At 46.3% G+C, this 19210-nt stretch carries 12 protein-coding genes and 1 pseudogene; 9 read left to right on the forward strand and 4 right to left on the reverse strand.

The annotated features are described in order from the left end of the window. Positions 1-474: a metalloprotease family protein gene (locus tag DW896_RS11980; protein ID WP_227187434.1), complete on the reverse strand. Its 474-nt coding sequence runs from the start codon at positions 472-474 to the stop codon at positions 1-3. Positions 475-645: 171 nt separating this feature from the next. Here DW896_RS11980 and DW896_RS11985 point away from each other — a divergent pair, with 171 nt between their 5' ends. The 3 genes from DW896_RS11985 (at position 646) to DW896_RS11995 (ending at position 3037) form a co-directional block, all read left to right on the forward strand. After that, entirely contained in the window at positions 646-1344 is a 699-nt protein-coding gene (locus DW896_RS11985; protein ID WP_009037487.1) for a response regulator transcription factor, read from the forward strand. Positions 1345-1454: 110 nt separating this feature from the next. Further along, on the forward strand, positions 1455-2321 hold the full coding sequence (locus DW896_RS11990) for a hypothetical protein (protein ID WP_117964353.1): 867 nt from the start codon (positions 1455-1457) through the stop codon (positions 2319-2321). A 290-nt stretch (positions 2322-2611) separates the two neighbouring features. After that, a complete protein-coding gene (locus DW896_RS11995) occupies positions 2612-3037 on the forward strand; it encodes a DUF3836 domain-containing protein (RefSeq protein WP_009037485.1) in 426 nt (141 codons plus the stop codon). Positions 3038-3122: 85 nt separating this feature from the next. On the opposite strand, the gene DW896_RS12000 is transcribed toward DW896_RS11995, so the two are convergent. Further along, positions 3123-4388 carry a S41 family peptidase gene (locus DW896_RS12000; RefSeq protein ID WP_009037484.1) on the reverse strand — a complete coding sequence of 422 codons (1266 nt, stop codon included), beginning with the start codon at positions 4386-4388 and terminating at the stop codon, positions 3123-3125. A gap of 199 nt (positions 4389-4587) precedes the next feature. Here DW896_RS12000 and DW896_RS12005 point away from each other — a divergent pair, with 199 nt between their 5' ends. The 6 genes from DW896_RS12005 to mutS all read left to right on the forward strand — a co-directional run bounded on the left by DW896_RS12005 (position 4588) and on the right by mutS (position 10619). Then, on the forward strand, positions 4588-4944 hold the full coding sequence (locus DW896_RS12005) for a cupin domain-containing protein (RefSeq protein WP_005824807.1): 357 nt from the start codon (positions 4588-4590) through the stop codon (positions 4942-4944). Between the two features lie 271 nt (positions 4945-5215). After that, positions 5216-5356 carry a hypothetical protein gene (locus DW896_RS21485; protein ID WP_165852974.1) on the forward strand — a complete coding sequence of 47 codons (141 nt, stop codon included), beginning with the start codon at positions 5216-5218 and terminating at the stop codon, positions 5354-5356. Positions 5357-5540: 184 nt separating this feature from the next. Then, positions 5541-6062, forward strand: a complete 522-nt coding sequence (locus DW896_RS12010; protein WP_005824811.1) for a DUF3836 domain-containing protein — start codon at positions 5541-5543, stop codon at positions 6060-6062. Between the two features lie 421 nt (positions 6063-6483). Continuing rightward, positions 6484-6726, forward strand: a complete 243-nt coding sequence (locus DW896_RS21715; RefSeq protein WP_227740984.1) for a hypothetical protein — start codon at positions 6484-6486, stop codon at positions 6724-6726. Then, the gene (locus tag DW896_RS12015; protein ID WP_009037483.1) at positions 6663-7295 is read left to right on the forward strand and encodes an SPFH domain-containing protein; all 633 of its coding nucleotides are present in this window, start codon (positions 6663-6665) and stop codon (positions 7293-7295) included. Before DW896_RS21715 ends, DW896_RS12015 begins: the two co-directional genes overlap by 64 nt. A gap of 708 nt (positions 7296-8003) precedes the next feature. After that, positions 8004-10619: a DNA mismatch repair protein MutS gene (gene mutS, locus DW896_RS12025; RefSeq protein WP_009037481.1), complete on the forward strand. Its 2616-nt coding sequence runs from the start codon at positions 8004-8006 to the stop codon at positions 10617-10619. A 94-nt stretch (positions 10620-10713) separates the two neighbouring features. Here the strand turns inward: mutS and DW896_RS12030 are convergent. Then, positions 10714-14970: pseudogene (locus DW896_RS12030) on the reverse strand (glycoside hydrolase family 2 TIM barrel-domain containing protein). Between the two features lie 22 nt (positions 14971-14992). Further along, complete coding sequence (locus DW896_RS12035) at positions 14993-19060, reverse strand: hybrid sensor histidine kinase/response regulator transcription factor (RefSeq protein WP_117719963.1); 4068 nt, start codon at positions 19058-19060, stop codon at positions 14993-14995. Positions 19061-19210 lie beyond the last annotated feature (150 nt).

Raw genomic sequence — 19210 nt, forward strand, 5'->3', positions numbered from 1 at the left:
TTACCACACGTGGAAATTCAATCCTTCTGATTTGTCAGTAATATAGGAGTCTCCGCCGAATGAGCGTAATTGCCAGAGGATGTAAAGGTCGTCGAAACTCATGACAGCCAGTAATATTCCAAATCGTGTGACATCATAATTGCCACTTGTCATACCATATATAAGGGGCAATATACCCAGTAGCAGGAAGGGCAGCAGGCATGTGGTGCGATATTGCCACATGCGTATCGGCGAAAACAATCTGAACAACAGTTTATGTAGGAATAGATTTACCAGGACAGCTGCCAATATACACATGAAGAATCTGACCAGCGATAGATGGCTGGTTGTTTCTCCATGTATCGACTGAAACAGAATCAGCATTGGTACTGCAAATACTATGGCAGCTATGATGCCGTATTTATTAATCCTCTTGCCCGAAACTACTATCTCTGTCCCTTTTCGGCTTTTTGTTATTGAAATATCTGCTTTCATAGTGTGGATTTTTTGTATTGATGTTGCAAAGGTAGAGTGGGGCACATGCTTCATAAGTTATCGCTACGTTAATATTAGGTTAAGAGGCGTTGTTTTCCTCGTTTATTTTATAGCAATATGACTGTTGCATTCATTCTTTTCCTTATTTTTGCAATATATAATAAACGCATTATGATAAAGTTATTGTTGGTAGAAGACGATGCAAGCTTGAGATATATAGTTCAGGGCGGGTTGGAAGATATGATAGGCGGTTATGAAGTGATTGCTGCCGCCAATGGCGAGGAGGGCTTGAAACAGTGGAAAGAACAACATCCTGATGTGATAGTATCTGATATAGAAATGCCCGTTATGAACGGTTACGAGATGGTGAAGCGTATCCGCGAGACAGATGGGGAAACTCCGATTCTGTTCTCCTCTGCCCTGATATCTCCTAAAGATGTGGTAAAAGGTTATGAAATCGGTGCCAATAACTATATAAAGAAACCGTTCATTCCCGAAGAACTGGATGCACATGTCCACGCCTTATTGAAGCTTTCCAAAGGCGAAAAATCGAAAGACACGAGTCAATGCTACAAGATAGGCAAGGAATATGTGTTGGATGCCACACATGCCACTTTGAAACATGCTTCGGGTGTAAACAAGACTTTGACTGTGCGCGAGACAGGTTTGTTGCAGATGCTTTGTGAGAAGCGGGGAGACGTTATCCGCCGGGAAGCTATCTTGGATAAATTCTGGAATACGGAAGATGATTACTTTGCTTCCCGCAGCCTGGATGTATTTGTGACGAAACTTCGGAAATTTCTTTCGGAAGACGAGTCGGTAACCATTAAAACAGTGAAAGGAGTAGGATTGATACTGATAGAAAATTAATAATGTATCCTTCTATATTGCAATAATTTAGCAGTACATGTACTGTTCTTCTGGTTTATTTTCGTTATTTTTGTATAGCAGTATTATATGAATATAAAGAAGGAGGGTATATGCGTAGAAAACGGAAAGTCAGTATCTCTTGTCTTGGTGGCCGTTTGGGAATCTGCCTGCTGTTGGCTTTTGTGCCGCAATTGCTTTTTGCGCAGGAAGACAGTGTATGTTTCATTCGTGACAGTATACAGATACAGCCGGAATTCAATGAATCTCTATTCTCTCCTTTTGAGCTTCCTTCTGAAAACTCTGCCCCTTCTTCCATGTTTCATCCGGAGCACTCCTATTCCCTGCCCGATTTTTCACTGAAAGAGTCTCTTCGTCTGCCTTATCAGACCAATCCTTCCCTGCTATTTCGGGGAGATTACAGTACAAGCGGTGTATTAAGACAGTTTCCTCACGGCATGTTATTCGGTTCCGGTGGGCAGACCAGCGTACCGGGTATCGGACGTTTCAACAATGCTTCCCTGGGATATCAGCATGCCTTTAACCAAAGGCTGACGCTCCAGCTTGGCGTAGATGCCATGAAGATAAATATGATTCATTCCACCGGGCAGGCTTTCAGTACTTCGGGAGCTTTGCGGTATCAGGCTTCGGACCGTGTAGCTTTTAAGGTTTTCGGTTCGTATGCCATAGGAAATACTTACGGGATGGATACCCACCGCTACGGTGCCACCATGTCTTTGGATATGTCCGAACGTTTTGGTATGGAAGTTGGAGTACAACGTTATTACGATGCTTATCGCGGTCGTTGGGAGACGGTTCCCGTTGTGATTCCCTATTATAATTTCGACAAGTTTAAATTAAGTCTGGATGTAGGTGGAATCTTGTATGAGATTCTGCGTAACACCGTCTTTGATAATAGAGGGGGCAGTGGCGGAGCGACTATTGCCCCACCACGTTTTCAGATGCCGCCATTGAGATAAGATAAGTATAAATCAGCTTTTTGTAGGGACAATCATCAAACAATTTACTACTGTTACATAATATTATTGCTAATGTAGAAATACTTTCATGATATTTCGTTTATTTTTTGTTTTGCTGTTCGTTTTTGTGCGGACAGTTGTCCGAAAATGGACATTACTATAAAATAGTTATTCTTTGATAATCAGTGATTTAATTCTTTGGCACGCAGATTGACTATATATAGGCGAAGGCGGTTATGAAACAACAACCTCCTCAGAGAAAGAAGTAATAACAATAAAAAATAACGATTATGAAAGCAACAGTATTTTCAAAAGCAGTGGTAATGATGGCAGTGGTAATGGCAAGTGTAATGAACTTTTCTGCAAGCGCGACAACTCCTGCCGATTATGTGAAAAACGAGGAGATGACCGGAGAACTGATGACCGCCAAGACTATCTTCCGCAATGAGGACGGACACCTTTTCCGTCACCTCCGCTACACTTACACTTATGACAGTGAGAACCGTGTGACGAGCAAGGAAGCTTTCAAGTGGGATAGCGTAAAGGAAGCCTGGGTGCCTTATTTCAAGCTGGATGTTGAATACACTGACAGTGAAGTTGAGTTGAGCTATGCCCGTTGGAACAGTAGAACTAATGGTTACGACAGCTATACGCAAACTACCGTTTACGAACTGAATGACAGCAATGCGGCTTTGATGTTGGCAAGTACCAAATAAAGGATAATATATCAAATACAAAAGAGCCAAGTATCGTGAGGTGACACTCCTTTGATACTTGGCTCTTTTTCGTTGAGGAAATGTATTATTGTTTCTCTGTTATCAGTCCGACAGCATAATTCAGCACTGTATCTTCATCCTTCATGAAATCTGCTACGGTTTGGGATACTTGATGATGGGGCAGTATGCCTATACCTTCCATGGGGAAACCTTTAGAAGAGACGTCCGGCTGGCGGGTAGGGATACGGAAATAGGTCCGCTGTTTGGTACAGAAAGGACGGGGGCCATTGCCGGTATCCCCTCCGGTAGCTTCGCCGATGAGGGTGACATTTCCGCTTTCCTTCATGTCGAGTGTGAAGCTCTCGGCAGCAGAGAGCGTATATGTGTCGGTCAGCAGATAGATTTTACCTTTATAGGCGTCGGCTTCGGGCTGCATGATGTAGCTCTTGCTGACGCAGTGTGGTTGTGCTTCGCGGATGAAGTACTTGCAGATGTCTACTCCATTCATGCTGTTTCCTCCGCCGTTTCTACGTACGTCTATAATGAGGTATGGTAAATCCTTGACTTTGGGATAGACCGCCTTGAAATCTTCCATGACGGGGTTCATCATGGTTTTGATGGTAAGGTAACCAATGCTGTCTTGTAATATCCTGCTCTCCACAGTTTGTTCTTCGTTATCCGGAAAATAGTCCCTTTGTTTCAAGGGAAGGGTGACGGTCAGAGTATCGCCCCCTCTCAGCAGTGTATAGTTTCTTAGGGTGTCTGCATAACTACGGAACGCATCATAGGCTGTACGGAGCCGTCTGTGGGGGACGGTAGATGCTTCGGTATATTTTTCGTTCTGTTCAATCCATTGTTTATAGGGGAGTCCGTTGATAGCTATAATCCGGTCTTTGTCCTGGAAGCCGTATTCTGTCAGATAGTCACTGGGTTTGTCAACGAACAAGGAATCCTCTATAAAGGCTACGCGCTGATTGGCTGTGTACCTCTTGTAGCAGGTAATGGCGTGGGCGCATTGTAAGGCAGAGATGTATTCCTGCACTATCAGTCCGTAGTCTGTGGTGGTCTGCGCCTGGCGAACGCGGGCGTCACAAGCTTGATACAATGAATCCATATTCAGATGCTTGGCTTGGTATAATGAATAATTCTCCATGACAATCTGGTGTATTTCTTTGAAATCTTCTTCAAACTGCGAGGGGGTTAACGGTAGTTCCGCGATGTAGAAGTTTTCTACATCAATCTGCTTGTCATTATAGAAATAGTTGGCATAAACATACAAACCACACCAAATGGTTGCCAGTACAGCCATTACGATGACTATTACTTTTGAAATTTTTTTCAGAATCTTCATGTTTTATAGAGTTTAGTCGATATTTGCTTTTTCGGCAAAAATAGTAATAATTTTTGTTAATCTTATTTTTCTAACTCCTTATTTGCCAATAATGGTAACATGGAGGTAACTAACTGAGCTTCAAGTGCCTTCTTGTACGATGTCTGGTAGTTGGCTAACTTTGCAGCCGTAAATCAAAACATACTAAGGAGAAGTGATTATGAAGAACTATCAGAAAGTAAATGTGCCCGCAGGCGAGGCACGTGTCGAGTTGCACGATTCATTGAATCTGACTGGTGCAGAAGTATCTATCAGCAATTTGCCGGCTGGTGCAGGAGTACCTTTTGTGCATTCGCACAAGCAAAATGAAGAAATTTATGCCGTCCTCTCCGGACGCGGCACCATGGTGGTTGACGGAGAAACCGTAGAACTGCAGGCGGGTGACTGGCTTCGCGTGGCTCCGGCAGGAGAACGCCAATTGTCGGCTGCGGCAGACAGCGCCATTAGTGTGATTTGTATTCAGGTGAAAGCCGGCTCTCTGGAAGGCTTTACGATGACGGACGGTGTGGTGAAGTAAGAGGAAGTCACACAAGTAAAATTAAGGTGATAGGGGATGGTCTGTGGTGCAGGCTATTCCCTATTGTCATATGATGTGCAGTGATTTATTGACTGCGATTTGTTTTAAGTCAAAATAATCATATATTTTGTACTATACCTAAGAAAACAGACTATGTCAACTGATGCAATAAAACAGAAATTATGATTAAATTGAAGAAAGAGCATTGTTTCTGTCACATAACGAGGACCCAATCAAAGAGCTTAAAACTAAGAATTGAAAACATAATATCATGCCCCAGCATAATGCCATCAAGCTTTTCGAAGCGAAGAAAGTCCGAACCGTTTGGGACGACATAGAAGAAAGATGGTACTTCTCAATAGTAGATGTGGTGACAGTCTGCTGTATGCCTATCCAGTTACGTCTCCGATAGATTGGAAAAGGAAAGATATAAGAGGAAACGTGTTTTCATTTTGTTCTTGTTTTGGGCGCAAAAGTAATAAATATCTCCGTTAACCTAACATTAACGTAACGATAACCTAAAAGCTTTTTACCACCTCCTATCTTTGCAATGTCGAAAGGGAACAACTCCCCCAAAGACAAGAACTTGAAACAAAATGTATAACTTAAAAAATAGAACCATTATGAAGACTTTAGTAATTTCAGCAATCATCGCAATGACCTCTTTAGTAAACGTAGTAAGCGCAGCAGCCGTTAACCGTACAGACAACTTTGCCTATAATACCGAAACCAACGACGGCCGTGTGGAAACACAAACCGTATTCAAAGTGGAGAATCAGAAATTCCTGCACCGCCACCTGAAGTACAATTACATTTACGACAACTCCGGTCGCATCTCCCAAAAAGAAGTGCTGAAATGGAACGAATCCACGCAAAGCTTTGAGAAGCACCACAGTCTTAACTTCTTCTATACGGACGACGTCACTGTGGAATACGCCCTCTGGAACGAGCAAAGCAATGCCTACACCGACATCAAGCAGAAAGCCGTCTATCGGCAGACCGACAGCAGTGTCTTGCGCTACCTCAGTTACGAATGGGACGAAAAGAACAATGACTGGAGCTTGACAGCAGACCATCACATGACGGATGAATCTGTGCAGCTATTGGCAGAGAAATAAGAAAACACGATTTCTATTCTATTTATTTTAAAAACCAAGACATTATGGCAATATTATTTCGCAAACACGAACGTTTAAGTAATTTGGCACAGAATTCTGTAAAAAGGTATATCCTACAATTATATATAAATACAGCAATCCGGCAAGACTGAAAGAAGTGGCAAAGGAAATCAGCACCATGTCCAGTGGGAGTGAGGGTAATTCCTATAGTGTGCTGAAAGTTATCTGAAGAAATCACTGTTGGCAGGTCGTATCGTGACTGAGTAAATTCTGAAAATATAGAGACTATGGGCCTCCTTTCTACACTGTGTGCGGGAGGGAGGCCTTCTTCTCTTCCAAAAATAACGGATTGCCTTTCTTGAACAAACAATTATAAATATCTTTGGAGCATTATTCACTCATTAAACTAACAGAAAACACCATGAAAGTCACAAACAAATCAACAGTGAGAGTAGGCGCGGCAGGAGTCGCAGTCATTGGAATTATAGTATTGTTCTTGGTCATGTTTGCCGTGGAGCGTATTGATTCGGGACAGACGGGCATCATCGTCAATCTGGCCGGTAGTGAGCGTGGAGTAGATGATGCCAAGGTGGAGACCGGATGGGTGGTTTACAACCGTTTTGCCAAGCAGCTATTCGAATATCCTGCATTGCGCAGATTGTAGACTACGAACCTTTCGACATTCAGGACAAGAAGGGAACCATCTTCAAGACAGACCCTACTATAGAATACTTCATTGAGCGGGAGGATGCCAAAGTAGTTTTTCTACGCTATCGCAAGACTACCGAAGAATTGGAACAGAGTGTTATCCTGACGGAAGTGAAGAACGCTTATAAGGACGTGGCAGGACTCTATGAGACGGATTCGCTCATCAACAACCGTCCGGCTTTCGAGAAGGAGGTGGAGGCATTACTGAAGGAGCGTCTCAGTACCCGTGGCTTTACGTTTACCAACATACAGTCGTCCGTGAAACCCAACGATGTGCTGCAAGCTGCCATTGACGAAAAGAATACTGCTGTGCAGAATGCCTTGAAGGTGGAGAATGAAAAGAAAGCCGCTATAGCCGAGGCGGAAAAGGTAGTAGCTGCCGCCAAGGGTAAGGCAGATGCCAACCGTATCCTTCAACAAAGCATCACGCCGGAATTGATTCAACTAAAGGCTGTGGAGAAATGGGACGGGAAATTGCCGTTGTCTACCGGTGGAAATACGTTGCCATTCCTGAAGTTGCAATGACAATCTCTATGAGACCCCATTGGCAACTTGATTCTTTTGGGGAGGTACTGATTGTGTGCGCGGATAATCACAAATAAATCAAGCGGTAAGCCATCTATCTCTCTATTTGCTAAGATTTATTCGTCCGATACTTGTTGAATTATCGTCCGACAGCCGTTGAATTATCGTCCGACAATTGTCGGACGATAATTCAACGGCTGTCGGACGAATAAGTTTTAGTAAGCAAGAATTTAAAATGCAGTATTGCAGGAATTGTTGCTTAAATAGGGAATGTAGTAAATGGGAGACAACTGTTGCTCATCCTTGTTGGGATCGCATGAACAAGGTTTTCAAGAAGATAAAGGGCGTTTCGCCGAGTGAATATGTACTTTTGTAAGGGAAAAGGGGAAAGATACGAAAGGTATGGGCATAAAAAAAGGAGTACCGCTGTACTCCAACCTTTGTTAACCTTAAATCTAATACTATGAAAAACACATTGCAAAGGTACGAACTTTTTGCTTATCTCCAAATAAAGCAAATAAAAAAGACTGTTTTATAACATGTTTTAGGAAAATGCGTCTCTTTGTTAAGGCTTGCTAAGGTTTTGAAGCCTCTCCGTGGCTGTTTTCTAAAAAAGAATTATCTTTGTCACATTAAGTTTTGGGTCTTACTTGACGATTTCCTGCTCTCTTGGCTCAAAGCTTTGGAAATTAAAAATTAAAGACTTGTATGCACGAAGATATTGTCCTTACCCCGATGATGAAGCAGTTCCTCGACTTGAAGGCAAAGCATCCCGATGCTGTCATGCTGTTTCGTTGTGGTGACTTCTATGAAACCTATTCCACCGATGCCGTCGTCGCGTCCGAAATCCTCGGTATTACCTTGACCAAACGTGCCAATGGCAAGGGGAAAACCATCGAAATGGCGGGTTTCCCGCATCATGCGCTCGACACCTATCTGCCCAAGCTGATACGTGCCGGCAAGCGTGTGGCCATCTGCGACCAGTTGGAGGACCCGAAGCTGACGAAGAAACTGGTGAAGCGCGGCATCACGGAGCTGGTGACGCCGGGAGTTTCCATCAACGACAATGTGCTGAACTACCGGGAGAACAACTTCCTGGCTGCCGTGCATTTCGGTAAGGGTGCCTGCGGTGTAGCTTTCCTGGACATATCTACGGGCGAATTTCTGACGGCGGAAGGACCTTTCGACTATGTGGACAAGCTGCTGAACAACTTTGCCCCCAAAGAGGTGCTTTTCGAGCGTGGCAAGCGGCTGATGTTCGAAGGAAACTTCGGCAGCAAGTTCTTCACCTTCGAGTTGGACGACTGGGTGTTTACCGAGACATCTGCTCGCGAAAAGCTGCTGAAGCATTTCGAGGTGAAGAACTTGAAAGGCTTCGGTGTGGAGCATCTCAAGAACGGTATCATCGCTTCGGGAGCCATCCTGCAATACCTCATCATGACGCAGCATACGCAGATAGGGCATGTCACTTCGCTGGCACGCATCGAGGAGAATAAGTATGTCCGCCTGGATAAGTTCACGGTGCGCAGCCTGGAGTTGATGGGGTCGATGAACGACGGTGGCAGTAGTCTGCTGAATGTGATAGACAAGACCATCAGCCCGATGGGTGCCCGCCTGCTGAAACGCTGGCTGGTATTCCCGTTGAAGGACGTGCAGCCGATTAACGAGCGGCTGAATGTGGTGGAATACTTTTTCCGCCAGCCCGATTTCAAAGAGTTGATAGAAGAGCAGTTGCATTTGATTGGCGACTTGGAACGCATCATCTCCAAAGTGGCGGTAGGGCGTGTCTCTCCGCGTGAGGTGGTGGCGTTGAAGGTGGCTTTGCAGGCGATAGAACCCATCAAGGCAGCTTGCATGGATGCCGATAATGCCAGCTTGAATCATATAGGCGAGCAGTTGAATATCTGCCAGTCTATCCGCGACCGTATTGACCGGGAGATAGACAATGACCCGCCGTTATTGATTAATAAGGGAGGTGTCATCAAATCCGGTGTCAGTGCCGAGCTGGACGAGTTGCGCCGGATTGCCTACTCCGGCAAGGATTATCTGTTGCAGATACAGCAGCGCGAGAGCGAACTGACAGAGATTCCCAGTTTGAAGATAGGCTACAACAATGTTTTCGGCTACTACATCGAGGTGCGCAACACGCATAAGGACAAGGTGCCGGCAGAGTGGATACGCAAGCAGACCCTTGCCAATGCCGAGCGCTATATTACCCAGGAATTGAAGGAATACGAGGAGAAGATTCTCGGCGCGGAGGACAAGATACTGGTACTGGAAACACAACTCTATGCAGAGCTGGTACAATCTTTGAGCGAGTTCATTCCTGCCATTCAAATCAATGCGAACCAGATAGCACGGTTGGACTGCCTGCTCTCCTTTGCCACAGCGGCGCGCGAGAACAACTATATACGCCCCGTCATTGCCGACGACGATGTGCTGGAAATCCATCAGGGACGGCATCCGGTCATTGAGAAGCAGCTCCCCATCGGCGAGAAGTATATTGCCAACGATGTGATGCTGGACAGCCAGACGCAGCAGATTATCATCATTACGGGTCCCAACATGGCGGGTAAGTCCGCTTTGCTGAGGCAGACGGCGCTGATTACGCTACTGGCTCAAATCGGCAGTTTCGTGCCTGCGGAGAGTGCCCATATCGGTTTGGTGGATAAGATATTCACCCGTGTGGGTGCCAGCGATAATATTTCCGTGGGCGAGTCTACCTTTATGGTGGAGATGAACGAGGCGGCGGATATCTTGAACAACCTTTCTCCCCGCAGCCTGGTGCTGTTCGACGAGCTGGGACGTGGTACTTCTACGTACGACGGTATTTCCATCGCCTGGGCGATTGTGGAGCATATCCATGAGCATCCAAAGGCGAAGGCACGCACCTTGTTTGCCACGCACTACCATGAGTTGAACGAGATGGAGAAAAGCTTCAAGCGTATTAAGAACTACAACGTTTCGGTGAAGGAGATAGATAACAAAGTCATCTTCCTGCGCAAATTGGAGCGCGGTGGCAGCGAACACTCCTTCGGTATTCATGTAGCCAAAATGGCGGGTATGCCCAAAAGCATCGTGAAGCGTGCCAATGACATTCTGAAACAACTGGAAACAGACAACCGCCAGCAGGGGATTTCCAGCAAACCGATGGTGGAAGTGGGAGAGACACGCGGTGGTATGCAGCTCAGCTTCTTTCAGCTCGACGACCCGGTGCTGTGCCAGATACGCGATGAGATACTGAATCTGGATGTGAATAACTTGACGCCGCTGGAGGCGCTGAACAAGCTGAATGATATTAAGCGGATAGTGAAGGGAAAGTGATTTTTACTTATAGGAGAAAACGTGGAATTTCAGGACTTGTACAAGTTTTTGCACAAGCCTTGAAACTCCATGGTTAATAGTTTTTTCTCTAAGATTATTCTTCCAGGATTATTTCCAGTTCTGCTACGGCAGCCTTCTGACCTTTGTCATGCGCCGATAATCCCGATAGTTTCACATAGCGTGCCCGGCAGGGCGCGAATTCTACGGTTTGCGTTGCTTTGCCCGTGGCGAAAGTGCCGGAAGCAATCGGTTTGCCCCAATTCTGTCCGTCCTTGCTTGTATATACTTCGTAGGAAGCTATCCGTCCTTCTTCGCTGTCTTGCCGCGGAGTGTAGCGGATGCCTTTTACTGTGGCTTCTTGGGATAGGGCAAGATGCACCTCATGGGGGTAGGGGGCTATGTAGAACTGGTTGTGTACCGTGTGCCAATAGCTGTTTATGTTACCGTCTGCCGCCAGCTTCATGCTGTTGTCCGCATCGCTGTCTGCGGAGACCACTGTCTGTCTCTGGGATGCTCCGCTGATGTTTTTCAGGATGCTTACGTCCAGTTCGGCTGCCGAAGCCCACTTCCTGCCGTGCATTTCGGACAAGGGGATGAATTTGAAGTAACGGGCGGTGACGGGTGTTTCCAATGTTATGGTTTGGGCGGACGTCAGATTGGAGAATGTGCCTTTGACGGTGCCTTCCCAATTCTTTCCGTCTTTGCTGAAGCTTAGCTCGTAGTCTTTGACGTGGCCGTTGTCATTGGAATGTCGCGCCGTGTAGATGAACTTGTCCACTACCAGCAGGGAAGCCATGTCTACCACAATGCTGTGAGGGAACTCCGGAACGGGTTCGTGCCAGCGGGTGTGCCAATGTGTGGAAGGGTCTCCGTCGATGGCGTTTTGCGCCTCTTCTCCTTGGCTGTCGCTGCTGGAGAAGACTATCTTCCATGCCGAGTGGTCTACGAATATGGGTAGTTCCACAGTGGTGACAAGGCTCTTGCCCAACTTTTCGGAAACAGCGTATGTCTGTACCTTTCCACCGTCGATGAACTCGAACGGTGCCGTGTATTCCCGGTATCCGTTGCCGTCAAGGCTGTAGAAGATGGTGGCTTCCGGAGTTCCGGTACTCATTTGCAGATAGCCGTTGTTGTCGCGCTCTGCCATTACGGGCATGCAGGCAGGCATCTGTACACGCGCTTTCCTGGTAAGCTCGCTTTGCGTGTAGCTTCTTTCCAGAGGCATCATGATGAAGCCGAATGCTACGGGAGCTGCTTGCAGTTCGTATTTCTTCATCGGGCCAGGGCCGCAGCTTGCGTTGCCCAGGGGACGGTTGTGGGCATCGAGGCAAAGAACTGTCTCCTTGCGCATCGGGATGTCGTATTTGTGAATCAGTTTTTGCAGATGGTCGGGGTCTGCCATGTCTTGCGCTCTGACATGCAGGGCGGAAGCCGCCATTTGGCCGCCTGCCACGAACACGAAGCCCATACCGTCGGCGTTGGTGATGGAAATCCAGCGCACCTCTTCGTGGTTGCCCATCTCCTGAGGCTTTACATAGTCCACCCATTGGTCCGATACTGTGCTTTCGTATACGCCTATTGGAGTGGCGTCCTTGCGGTCTGTGTAGTTTTCCCATGGGCCACGTCCATACCAGCGCATACGCTCGAAGCCTTCGGGCAGTTCCATCCGATAGCCCACGCGCGGAATGATTTCGCCGTCGGATACCGGCATGATGACGCTGTTCACCATGATGGAACCGTCGGCATTTACGGTGTATTCTATTTCTGTGCGATACTCAAAACCGAGTTTACCTTTGTGGCAGTTCCGGATGTGCAGGGTTATTCTGTCCTCTTCTTGGTGGGTTTCCCATTTGCCGGTTTCCGCTTGCAGCTGGTAAAGGCCTTTGCGTTGCCAATCGCCACTTACCTGTTTATCGTTGTCGGTGGGAGCACGGAAGAGGTTCAGTTCGAGTCCTTTACTTATCAGGGGGATATTATTCAATGTATATGCCGATAAAGTTCCTTCTTCCTTGGAGAAGACAGCTTCAAAACGTTCACCTTTCACCACCAATGCGTCGGCAGTTTCGTTTAGATTGATGTTTCCTTTTTCGGGTACGAATATAGGTTTCTCGCTGCTTGATAGCTTGAATTGTTCGGTGGCTACCTCGTAGTCGGCTTTTGCCCATTCGGTATCTCTTTTTTGGCAGAAACTGAAATTGATAAAGTATTCTGCTCCGGGTACCTTCGTTGCGGGTATGTCTGGCAGGGTGATGACTTTGCTTGCCTGTGCTTCCAGCTTCAAATCTTCCAGATTGCCTGAGCAGACGGTCCTTCCATCTTCCGTTATTTCGTATCTCCCGTAGAGGTCTTCCATATTGGCATGGAATCGCTTGTTGCTGATTCTATATTTGCCATTCCCTAATGCTTCTATGCGGATGGGTTGATGTATCTTCTTCATTTCATAGGATTTGGCAGATAATGTACGGTCGGAGAAGATGACGCCGTTGGTACAGAAGTTACCGTCGTTGGGCTTGTCACCAAAGTCACCGCCTACGGCCATGTAGAAGCCTTTGCCGTCGGGAGTGGGCATACGCAGGCTTTGGTCCACCCAATCCCAGATGAAACCTCCGATGAGTGCCGGATAGCGTTCGTAGGTTTCCCAGTATTCCTTGAAGTTTCCTATGGAATTTCCCATGGCATGGGCATACTCGCATACTACGTGAGGTTTCACGATCTCGCCCTTTTGTATTTTCTCCAATCGTTCACGGCCTACGTTTTCCAGCCAGTCCACACTTGGGTACATGCAACTGGTCACGTCGCAGAAGGAACTGTTTCCCTCGTAGTGGGTGGGGCGGGTAGTATCCAAACGTTTGATGGCCTTTTCAGCAGTGGAGAAGTTGTTTCCGTTTCCCGATTCGTTGCCCATGGACCACATTACGATGGAAGCGTGGTTACGGAAACGTTTCACTTAGTTCTCGTTGCGCTCGGTGAATGATTTTTCCCACTGTGGCTCGTGTGAGAGACGCATTTCGCCGTGGCACTCTACATTGGCTTCTGCCAATACATAGATGCCATAGCGGTCGCATAGGTCGTAAAAGTAAGGGTTGTTGGGGTAATGGGAGGTACGGACAGCATTTACGTTCAGCGCTTTCATTAGTTGTACGTCCTTTTCCATCTCTTCTTTGGAGACGGTACGGCCATTCAATGGGCTGTGATCGTGGCGGTTGACACCTTTGAAAAGAGTGGGTTTGCCGTTAATCAGCAGTTGTCCGTTTTTGGCAAACTCTATTTCGCGGAAGCCTACCTTTACACTACGTAGGTCTGTCACTTTTCCTTTCTGTTTTAGGGTCAGGGTCAGGTTGTAGAGGCTGGGTGTTTCGGCTGTCCATTTCAGTGGGTTCTTCACATCGAATTCCAGATGGGTACTACCTATTTTTGTGGCGTGGATAGTGCGTGATAGCACTTCCTTTCCTTCTGTGTCGGAGAGCTTCACTATGAGTTCGGCAGAACTTTTCTTACCGGTGATTTCCACGTCCAAAAAAACTGTAGCATTACGATAATCTCCGTCCAAGTCGGTTCGGAAGAAGAAGTCCCTAATTTGCGTGTGTGGTGCTGACCATAGGAATACATCGCGGAAGATACCGCTGAACCGCCAGAAATCTTGACATTCAAGAAAACTTCCATCGGTGAAACGGTACACTTCAACTGCCAATGTGTTTTTTCCTTCTTGTAAATAGGGAGTCAGATTGAACTCGGCAGGTAAGTAGCTGTCTTCTGAATAGCCCACTTTTTTACCGTTCAACCAAAGATAGAAACCTGCTTCCACTCCATTGAAGCGAATAAATACATCTCTGCCCTTCCAAGATGTGGGCAAAGTGAATTCACGTCGGTAACTGCCTACGGGATTGGGCATGTTGGCAAAAGTATAGTCTGCCGGGCGAGGTTGGATGACGTTGGGCCATTGTACTCCTTTACTGTAATCACAGAAAGGGTAAATGGTATTACAATACAAAGGCTTGTCCCAGGGCTTATTATGGCGTACAGCCTCTATCTGCCATGTGGCGGGCACTTTGATGTTATCCCAGCCACTTACGTCGTAGTTGGGCTTGAAGAAATCCTTCGGCCGTTTTTCGGGATCGGCCACCCAATGGAATTTCCATGTACCGTTCAGAGTTTGATAATAGGGGGATTCCTCGATGCTCAGGCGTAGGGCTTGTCCTTCGTCGGCAAAGGGAATAGCGGTTTGGCATGCCGTTTCTTTGTTCACTCCCGAAATGTTCAGGTCATTCCATTCGGGTTGTTCGTGAGTTTGTGCTGTTGCGGTAGCAAGCAGCCCGGTGAATGCGATACTCAAAAAAGAGCTTCTTTTCATAAATACAGATGGTATAAGATGATTAAGTATTAGTGATTTCCTGTCCTTCCTTCACGTTCTTCTTTTGCTGTTCGCAGTATTGACGGGGTGGCATTCCGTAACGTTGTGAAAAAGCTTTATAGAAAGTGCTTCGGTTGGTGAATCCCGTGCGGTCCATCAGCTCTTCGATGGTGAAGTTGCTGGAGACTAACAAGCGTTCCGCCGTGGAGAGGCGGTATTCTTTGATGATGTCGGCAGGCGATTTGTCAGTAAGTGGTTTCAGTTTGCGGTAGAACTGCCGGCTGCTGTAGCCCATTTCCTTACTCAAAAGTTCTACTTGCAGGTCTGGATTGGCTAAGTTCTTTTCAATGACTTCTGTCATTTTCTCTAAGAATTCTTGTTCTTCTTTGTGCAAGCAGCTTCCTTCTTTCCAGGTAAAGGTGCTGAGTGCCGAACTATAATATTCCTTCAGGTTTTCTTCGCGGCGGATGAGATGATAGACCATCTTTTCCAAATATTTCACATTGAAAGGCTTGGTGACATAGGCATCCGCCCCCGATTCCAGTCCTTTTACTTGGTCGTCTTCGTGATGCAGTGCTGAGAGCAGGATTAGGGGAATATGGCTCCACAGCTTGTGTTGCTTGATGGTGGAGGTGAAGGATAACCCATCTATATCGGGCATCATCACGTCTGAGATGATGAGATCTGGCTGTCGTTGCTCCAGGCTGTCTAATGCCTTTTGGGCATTATTGAAAGAGAGTACGTTGTATTTCTCTGTGAATATTTCGGATACGAACCACAGCATGGAAGGGTCATCATCTATCACCATGACCGTCTGCTTGTTTGCGTCGAATTCTTGGGTGTATTTTTCGGGCAATTCTTGCACTTCTTCGGTGGGAATGCTTGGAGAAGCCGCTTCGTATGCAGTTTGCGGTACTTCTTGTCCGTTTGGGGGGAGCGAGGGAAGGCTTACAGTGAAGGTGGTCAGTTCGCCCGGTGTGCTTTCGATGTTTATGTCTCCTTCCAACAGGGTCACCATGTTTTTGCAGATGGCCAACCCCAGTCCGTTTCTTGAGTTTTTGCCGTTCATCTCCACGGAGTCGAGAATCTTATAGCGGTCGAATATCTTTCCGAGATTTTCCGGTGTGATGCCTTTGCCGGTATTGGCTATCTTCAAAATAAGACGTTCGTTTTTCGTGTACAATGTTACGCTGATGTTCCCCTTGTCGGGTGTGTACTTGAAAGCGTTGGATATGAGGTTTCCGGCTATTTTGTTGAAGCAGCTCAGGTCGGTGTTCCATGTCAGTTCGGGGGCTATGTCAAGGCAGTAGTTCATTTCTCTGTTTTCCGCCATGTCACCGAAGGATTCGGCGATGTCCCTTAACTTTTCGGAAACAGGTTGCGGCTGTATGGAGAGCATTTTGTTTTCCGTTTCCACTCTTCTGAACTCCAGCAATTCCACAATGAGACCATTCAGCTTTTCCACATTTTGCTGAATCATCTTGGCGTAGCGGTGCGTGTAGATATCTGTCTCCTTGTGGGTGAGTATCTTCTCGCACGGTCCCTGAATCAGGGTGAGGGGGGTGCAAAACTCGTGGGTGATGTTGGTGAAGAAGCGTAGTTTTGATTCATAGACTTCCTCTTTTTTCTGTCGTTCCATTTTCTTCATCATGTGCTGCCGCTTCAGGCGGTAGGTATAGAATGCATAGGCGACTATGCCTGTACATAATAGTAACCCTAACAAAAAGTAGCCCACATAGGCCCAGGTACTGAGATACCAGGGAGGAGCGATGTAAATGGTGAAGGCTTGCGGATGGCTTTCTTTACCGTTGATGTTGTTGCGGTATTTCACAAACAGAGTATATTCTCCGGGGGAAAGGTTGGAGAAGATGGCATTGGGTGAAACTCCGTTTTCTATCCATTGGTCGCTTGCTTCCTTTAGTTTATAGGAGTAGAAATAGTCGTTTCCGTTAATGTAGTCTGTTATCCGGAAGTTGAGCTGGAAGAAGTTGTGTTTGTAGTCCAGTTGTAGCACGGGCTTCCCGTTTTTGTAATGTAAAAAGTCATGCAGGTTGTATTCCTTACCGAAGATGGAAAGTCCTTTCAGGCTGATTTCGGGCATATAGTCCGTGGTGATGTAAGAATCGGGCTTCACGGTGACGAAGCCGTTTACACCTCCAAAGAAAAGGATTCCCGTAGCATTGTCTTTGTAGAAGGCTCCATCACTAAATTCGGTCACGGCCAGTCCGTTTCCGTTGTTGTAGGTCTGCTTGGTCTGTTCTTGGGGATTGAGTCTCATTAATCCTTGATTGGTACTCACCCAGAGATTGCCTCGGTTGTCCTCCAAGATACCATGTACGGTGCTGTTGGTGTAGAGCTTTGCACTGATGCTGTCTGGGTTTCCGTCTTCGTTTGAGTAGAAGCGGAGAAGCCCTGATCCAGTGCCCAGCCAGTAGCCTTGCTCGTTTTTGTGTATGGCGAACACATCGTTGGCGGTTTGGCTGTTTACCAAGTTGTTGAAGCGGAACTGTGCCATTTCTCCAGTACGTACATCAATGCGGTAGGCTCCGAGCCCTCTGTTCCCGAACCACAGCGTAGAGCTGCTTTCACGGTAGGAGGTGAAAAAATAGTTTGATGCCATATGTCCGTTACTCACCAAAGTCCGTGTAGCATGCTTCACAATAGGATCTTTTCTCTGATTTTCTAGTGTCACCTTTACGATTCCTTCGCCCACGGTGGAAATCCAAAGTGTACTGTCATTGGTTTGATCAATGGAGTGCACATATTTCACTTTGGTTCCATTGGCTTGTACCGCCAGTTCTTTCAATTGGTGGGTAGAGTAGGAATAATAATTGATTCCGTTTTCCGTACCTATCCAAAGTCGGTCTTTTCCACCGGGTGCAAAACAGTAGACGGAGTTGTCAGTCAATGTGCTGTTACCGGTGATGAGACGATCATGTTTTTCGGGTGTATTGTTGACAAGATAATTCGGTATACGCAATATGCCACTGCCTTTGGTTCCTATCCATAAGGTTTGCTGTGGGTCGAGGTAAAGGCTGCGTACCGGGTTGTTCACCTGATATGCGGGAGTGTTGAGCAGGGTGTTGGTCATGGTGAATGTGTCATTGTAAAGCATGTATAACCCTTCTCCGTCGGTAGCTACCCATACGATATCTTGAAATTTGTCTTTCATCAGACAGAAGATGCCCGACTGTATTTCAGTGTATTCTATACGGTATTTAATCTTTTGGTTTGCTTCATATTTCAGTACTATCAAGCCGCTGCTTTTGAAACCGATACAGAAGTCATTTTCTCGTTTGATGATGGAAGATACTTCACCTCGTTTTTCTATTTCGTCTTTCAGGTCGGCAATGTAGTAACACTGTCGGTTGCTGAAACTATATTCGTAGAGGGCATAGGTTTCATCAATGAAGTAGGCTGAATCTTCTCCGATGAAGGCATGCTTCAAGCCGTGATGTCCAAATGGCTTTTCCGGAATCAGTGTCACGCTTTTTCCCGTGTGGTTCAGACGATAGCAACGAGTGTTGTTTCCAGTTGCGAATATCCAAAGCAGGTTGTTGGAATCAATGGTCATGGACAGTACTTTATTAAAATCCATGGAAGAGATGTTTAACTGGAGAAATTTCTGGTTCTCTTGTTGGTAGTGATACAGATTTCCGTCATCTTTCAGCACTAACATGCACTTGTTTTTGCTTCGTGCCAAGAAGATGTTGTCCTTGAATTCGGTAAAGGTCCGGCAGGTCTGTCGGTATGTATCCAATCTGTCTAACCCGTAGTTGGTTTGTAACCACAGTATGCCTGGCTCTGATTCTACGATCTGGCTGATAATGTTGCCTGACAATAGGTTGCGTGACACATCAACGGGCGTATATAGGTGGATATTGTTGCCGTCAAACACGTTCAGTCCGTCGCATGTTCCTATCCATAGTACACCTTGGCTATCTTGGTAAAGGGATTGGATGGCACTATTGGAAAGACCGTTTTTATTGGAGAATTGCCGTAGGCTGTAAGCGTACACAAAATCCGGAAAACAGCATAAGAGGCTGATAAGCAATAAAATCGTATGGCCTTTCCAGTATATGTCTTTCATGTGGCTTGTTGTATTGATTTTAAGTTGCAAAGATATATTTTAAGGTGGAAACAGTCAATATTTGCAATATATTTCTTTAGTTGTAGGCTTACAGTTTGCTTTGTATCTGCTCCGTATCCTTAGAAATGTATTTGTACGGAGCAGATAGGT

This window comes from Bacteroides sp. AM41-16 (assembly GCF_003603495.1).
Classification (GTDB): domain Bacteria; phylum Bacteroidota; class Bacteroidia; order Bacteroidales; family Bacteroidaceae; genus Bacteroides; species Bacteroides uniformis.

Coding starts and splice junctions, on each gene's coding strand:
- DW896_RS11980 (WP_227187434.1), bottom strand. CDS start 474: ATGAAAGCAGATATTTCAATAACAAAAAGCCGAAAAGGGACAGAGATA.
- DW896_RS11985 (WP_009037487.1), top strand. CDS start 646: ATGATAAAGTTATTGTTGGTAGAAGACGATGCAAGCTTGAGATATATA.
- DW896_RS11990 (WP_117964353.1), top strand. CDS start 1,455: ATGCGTAGAAAACGGAAAGTCAGTATCTCTTGTCTTGGTGGCCGTTTG.
- DW896_RS11995 (WP_009037485.1), top strand. CDS start 2,612: ATGAAAGCAACAGTATTTTCAAAAGCAGTGGTAATGATGGCAGTGGTA.
- DW896_RS12000 (WP_009037484.1), bottom strand. CDS start 4,388: ATGAAGATTCTGAAAAAAATTTCAAAAGTAATAGTCATCGTAATGGCT.
- DW896_RS12005 (WP_005824807.1), top strand. CDS start 4,588: ATGAAGAACTATCAGAAAGTAAATGTGCCCGCAGGCGAGGCACGTGTC.
- DW896_RS21485 (WP_165852974.1), top strand. CDS start 5,216: ATGCCCCAGCATAATGCCATCAAGCTTTTCGAAGCGAAGAAAGTCCGA.
- DW896_RS12010 (WP_005824811.1), top strand. CDS start 5,541: ATGTATAACTTAAAAAATAGAACCATTATGAAGACTTTAGTAATTTCA.
- DW896_RS21715 (WP_227740984.1), top strand. CDS start 6,484: ATGAAAGTCACAAACAAATCAACAGTGAGAGTAGGCGCGGCAGGAGTC.
- DW896_RS12015 (WP_009037483.1), top strand. CDS start 6,663: ATGGGTGGTTTACAACCGTTTTGCCAAGCAGCTATTCGAATATCCTGC.
- mutS (WP_009037481.1), top strand. CDS start 8,004: ATGCACGAAGATATTGTCCTTACCCCGATGATGAAGCAGTTCCTCGAC.
- DW896_RS12035 (WP_117719963.1), bottom strand. CDS start 19,060: ATGAAAGACATATACTGGAAAGGCCATACGATTTTATTGCTTATCAGC.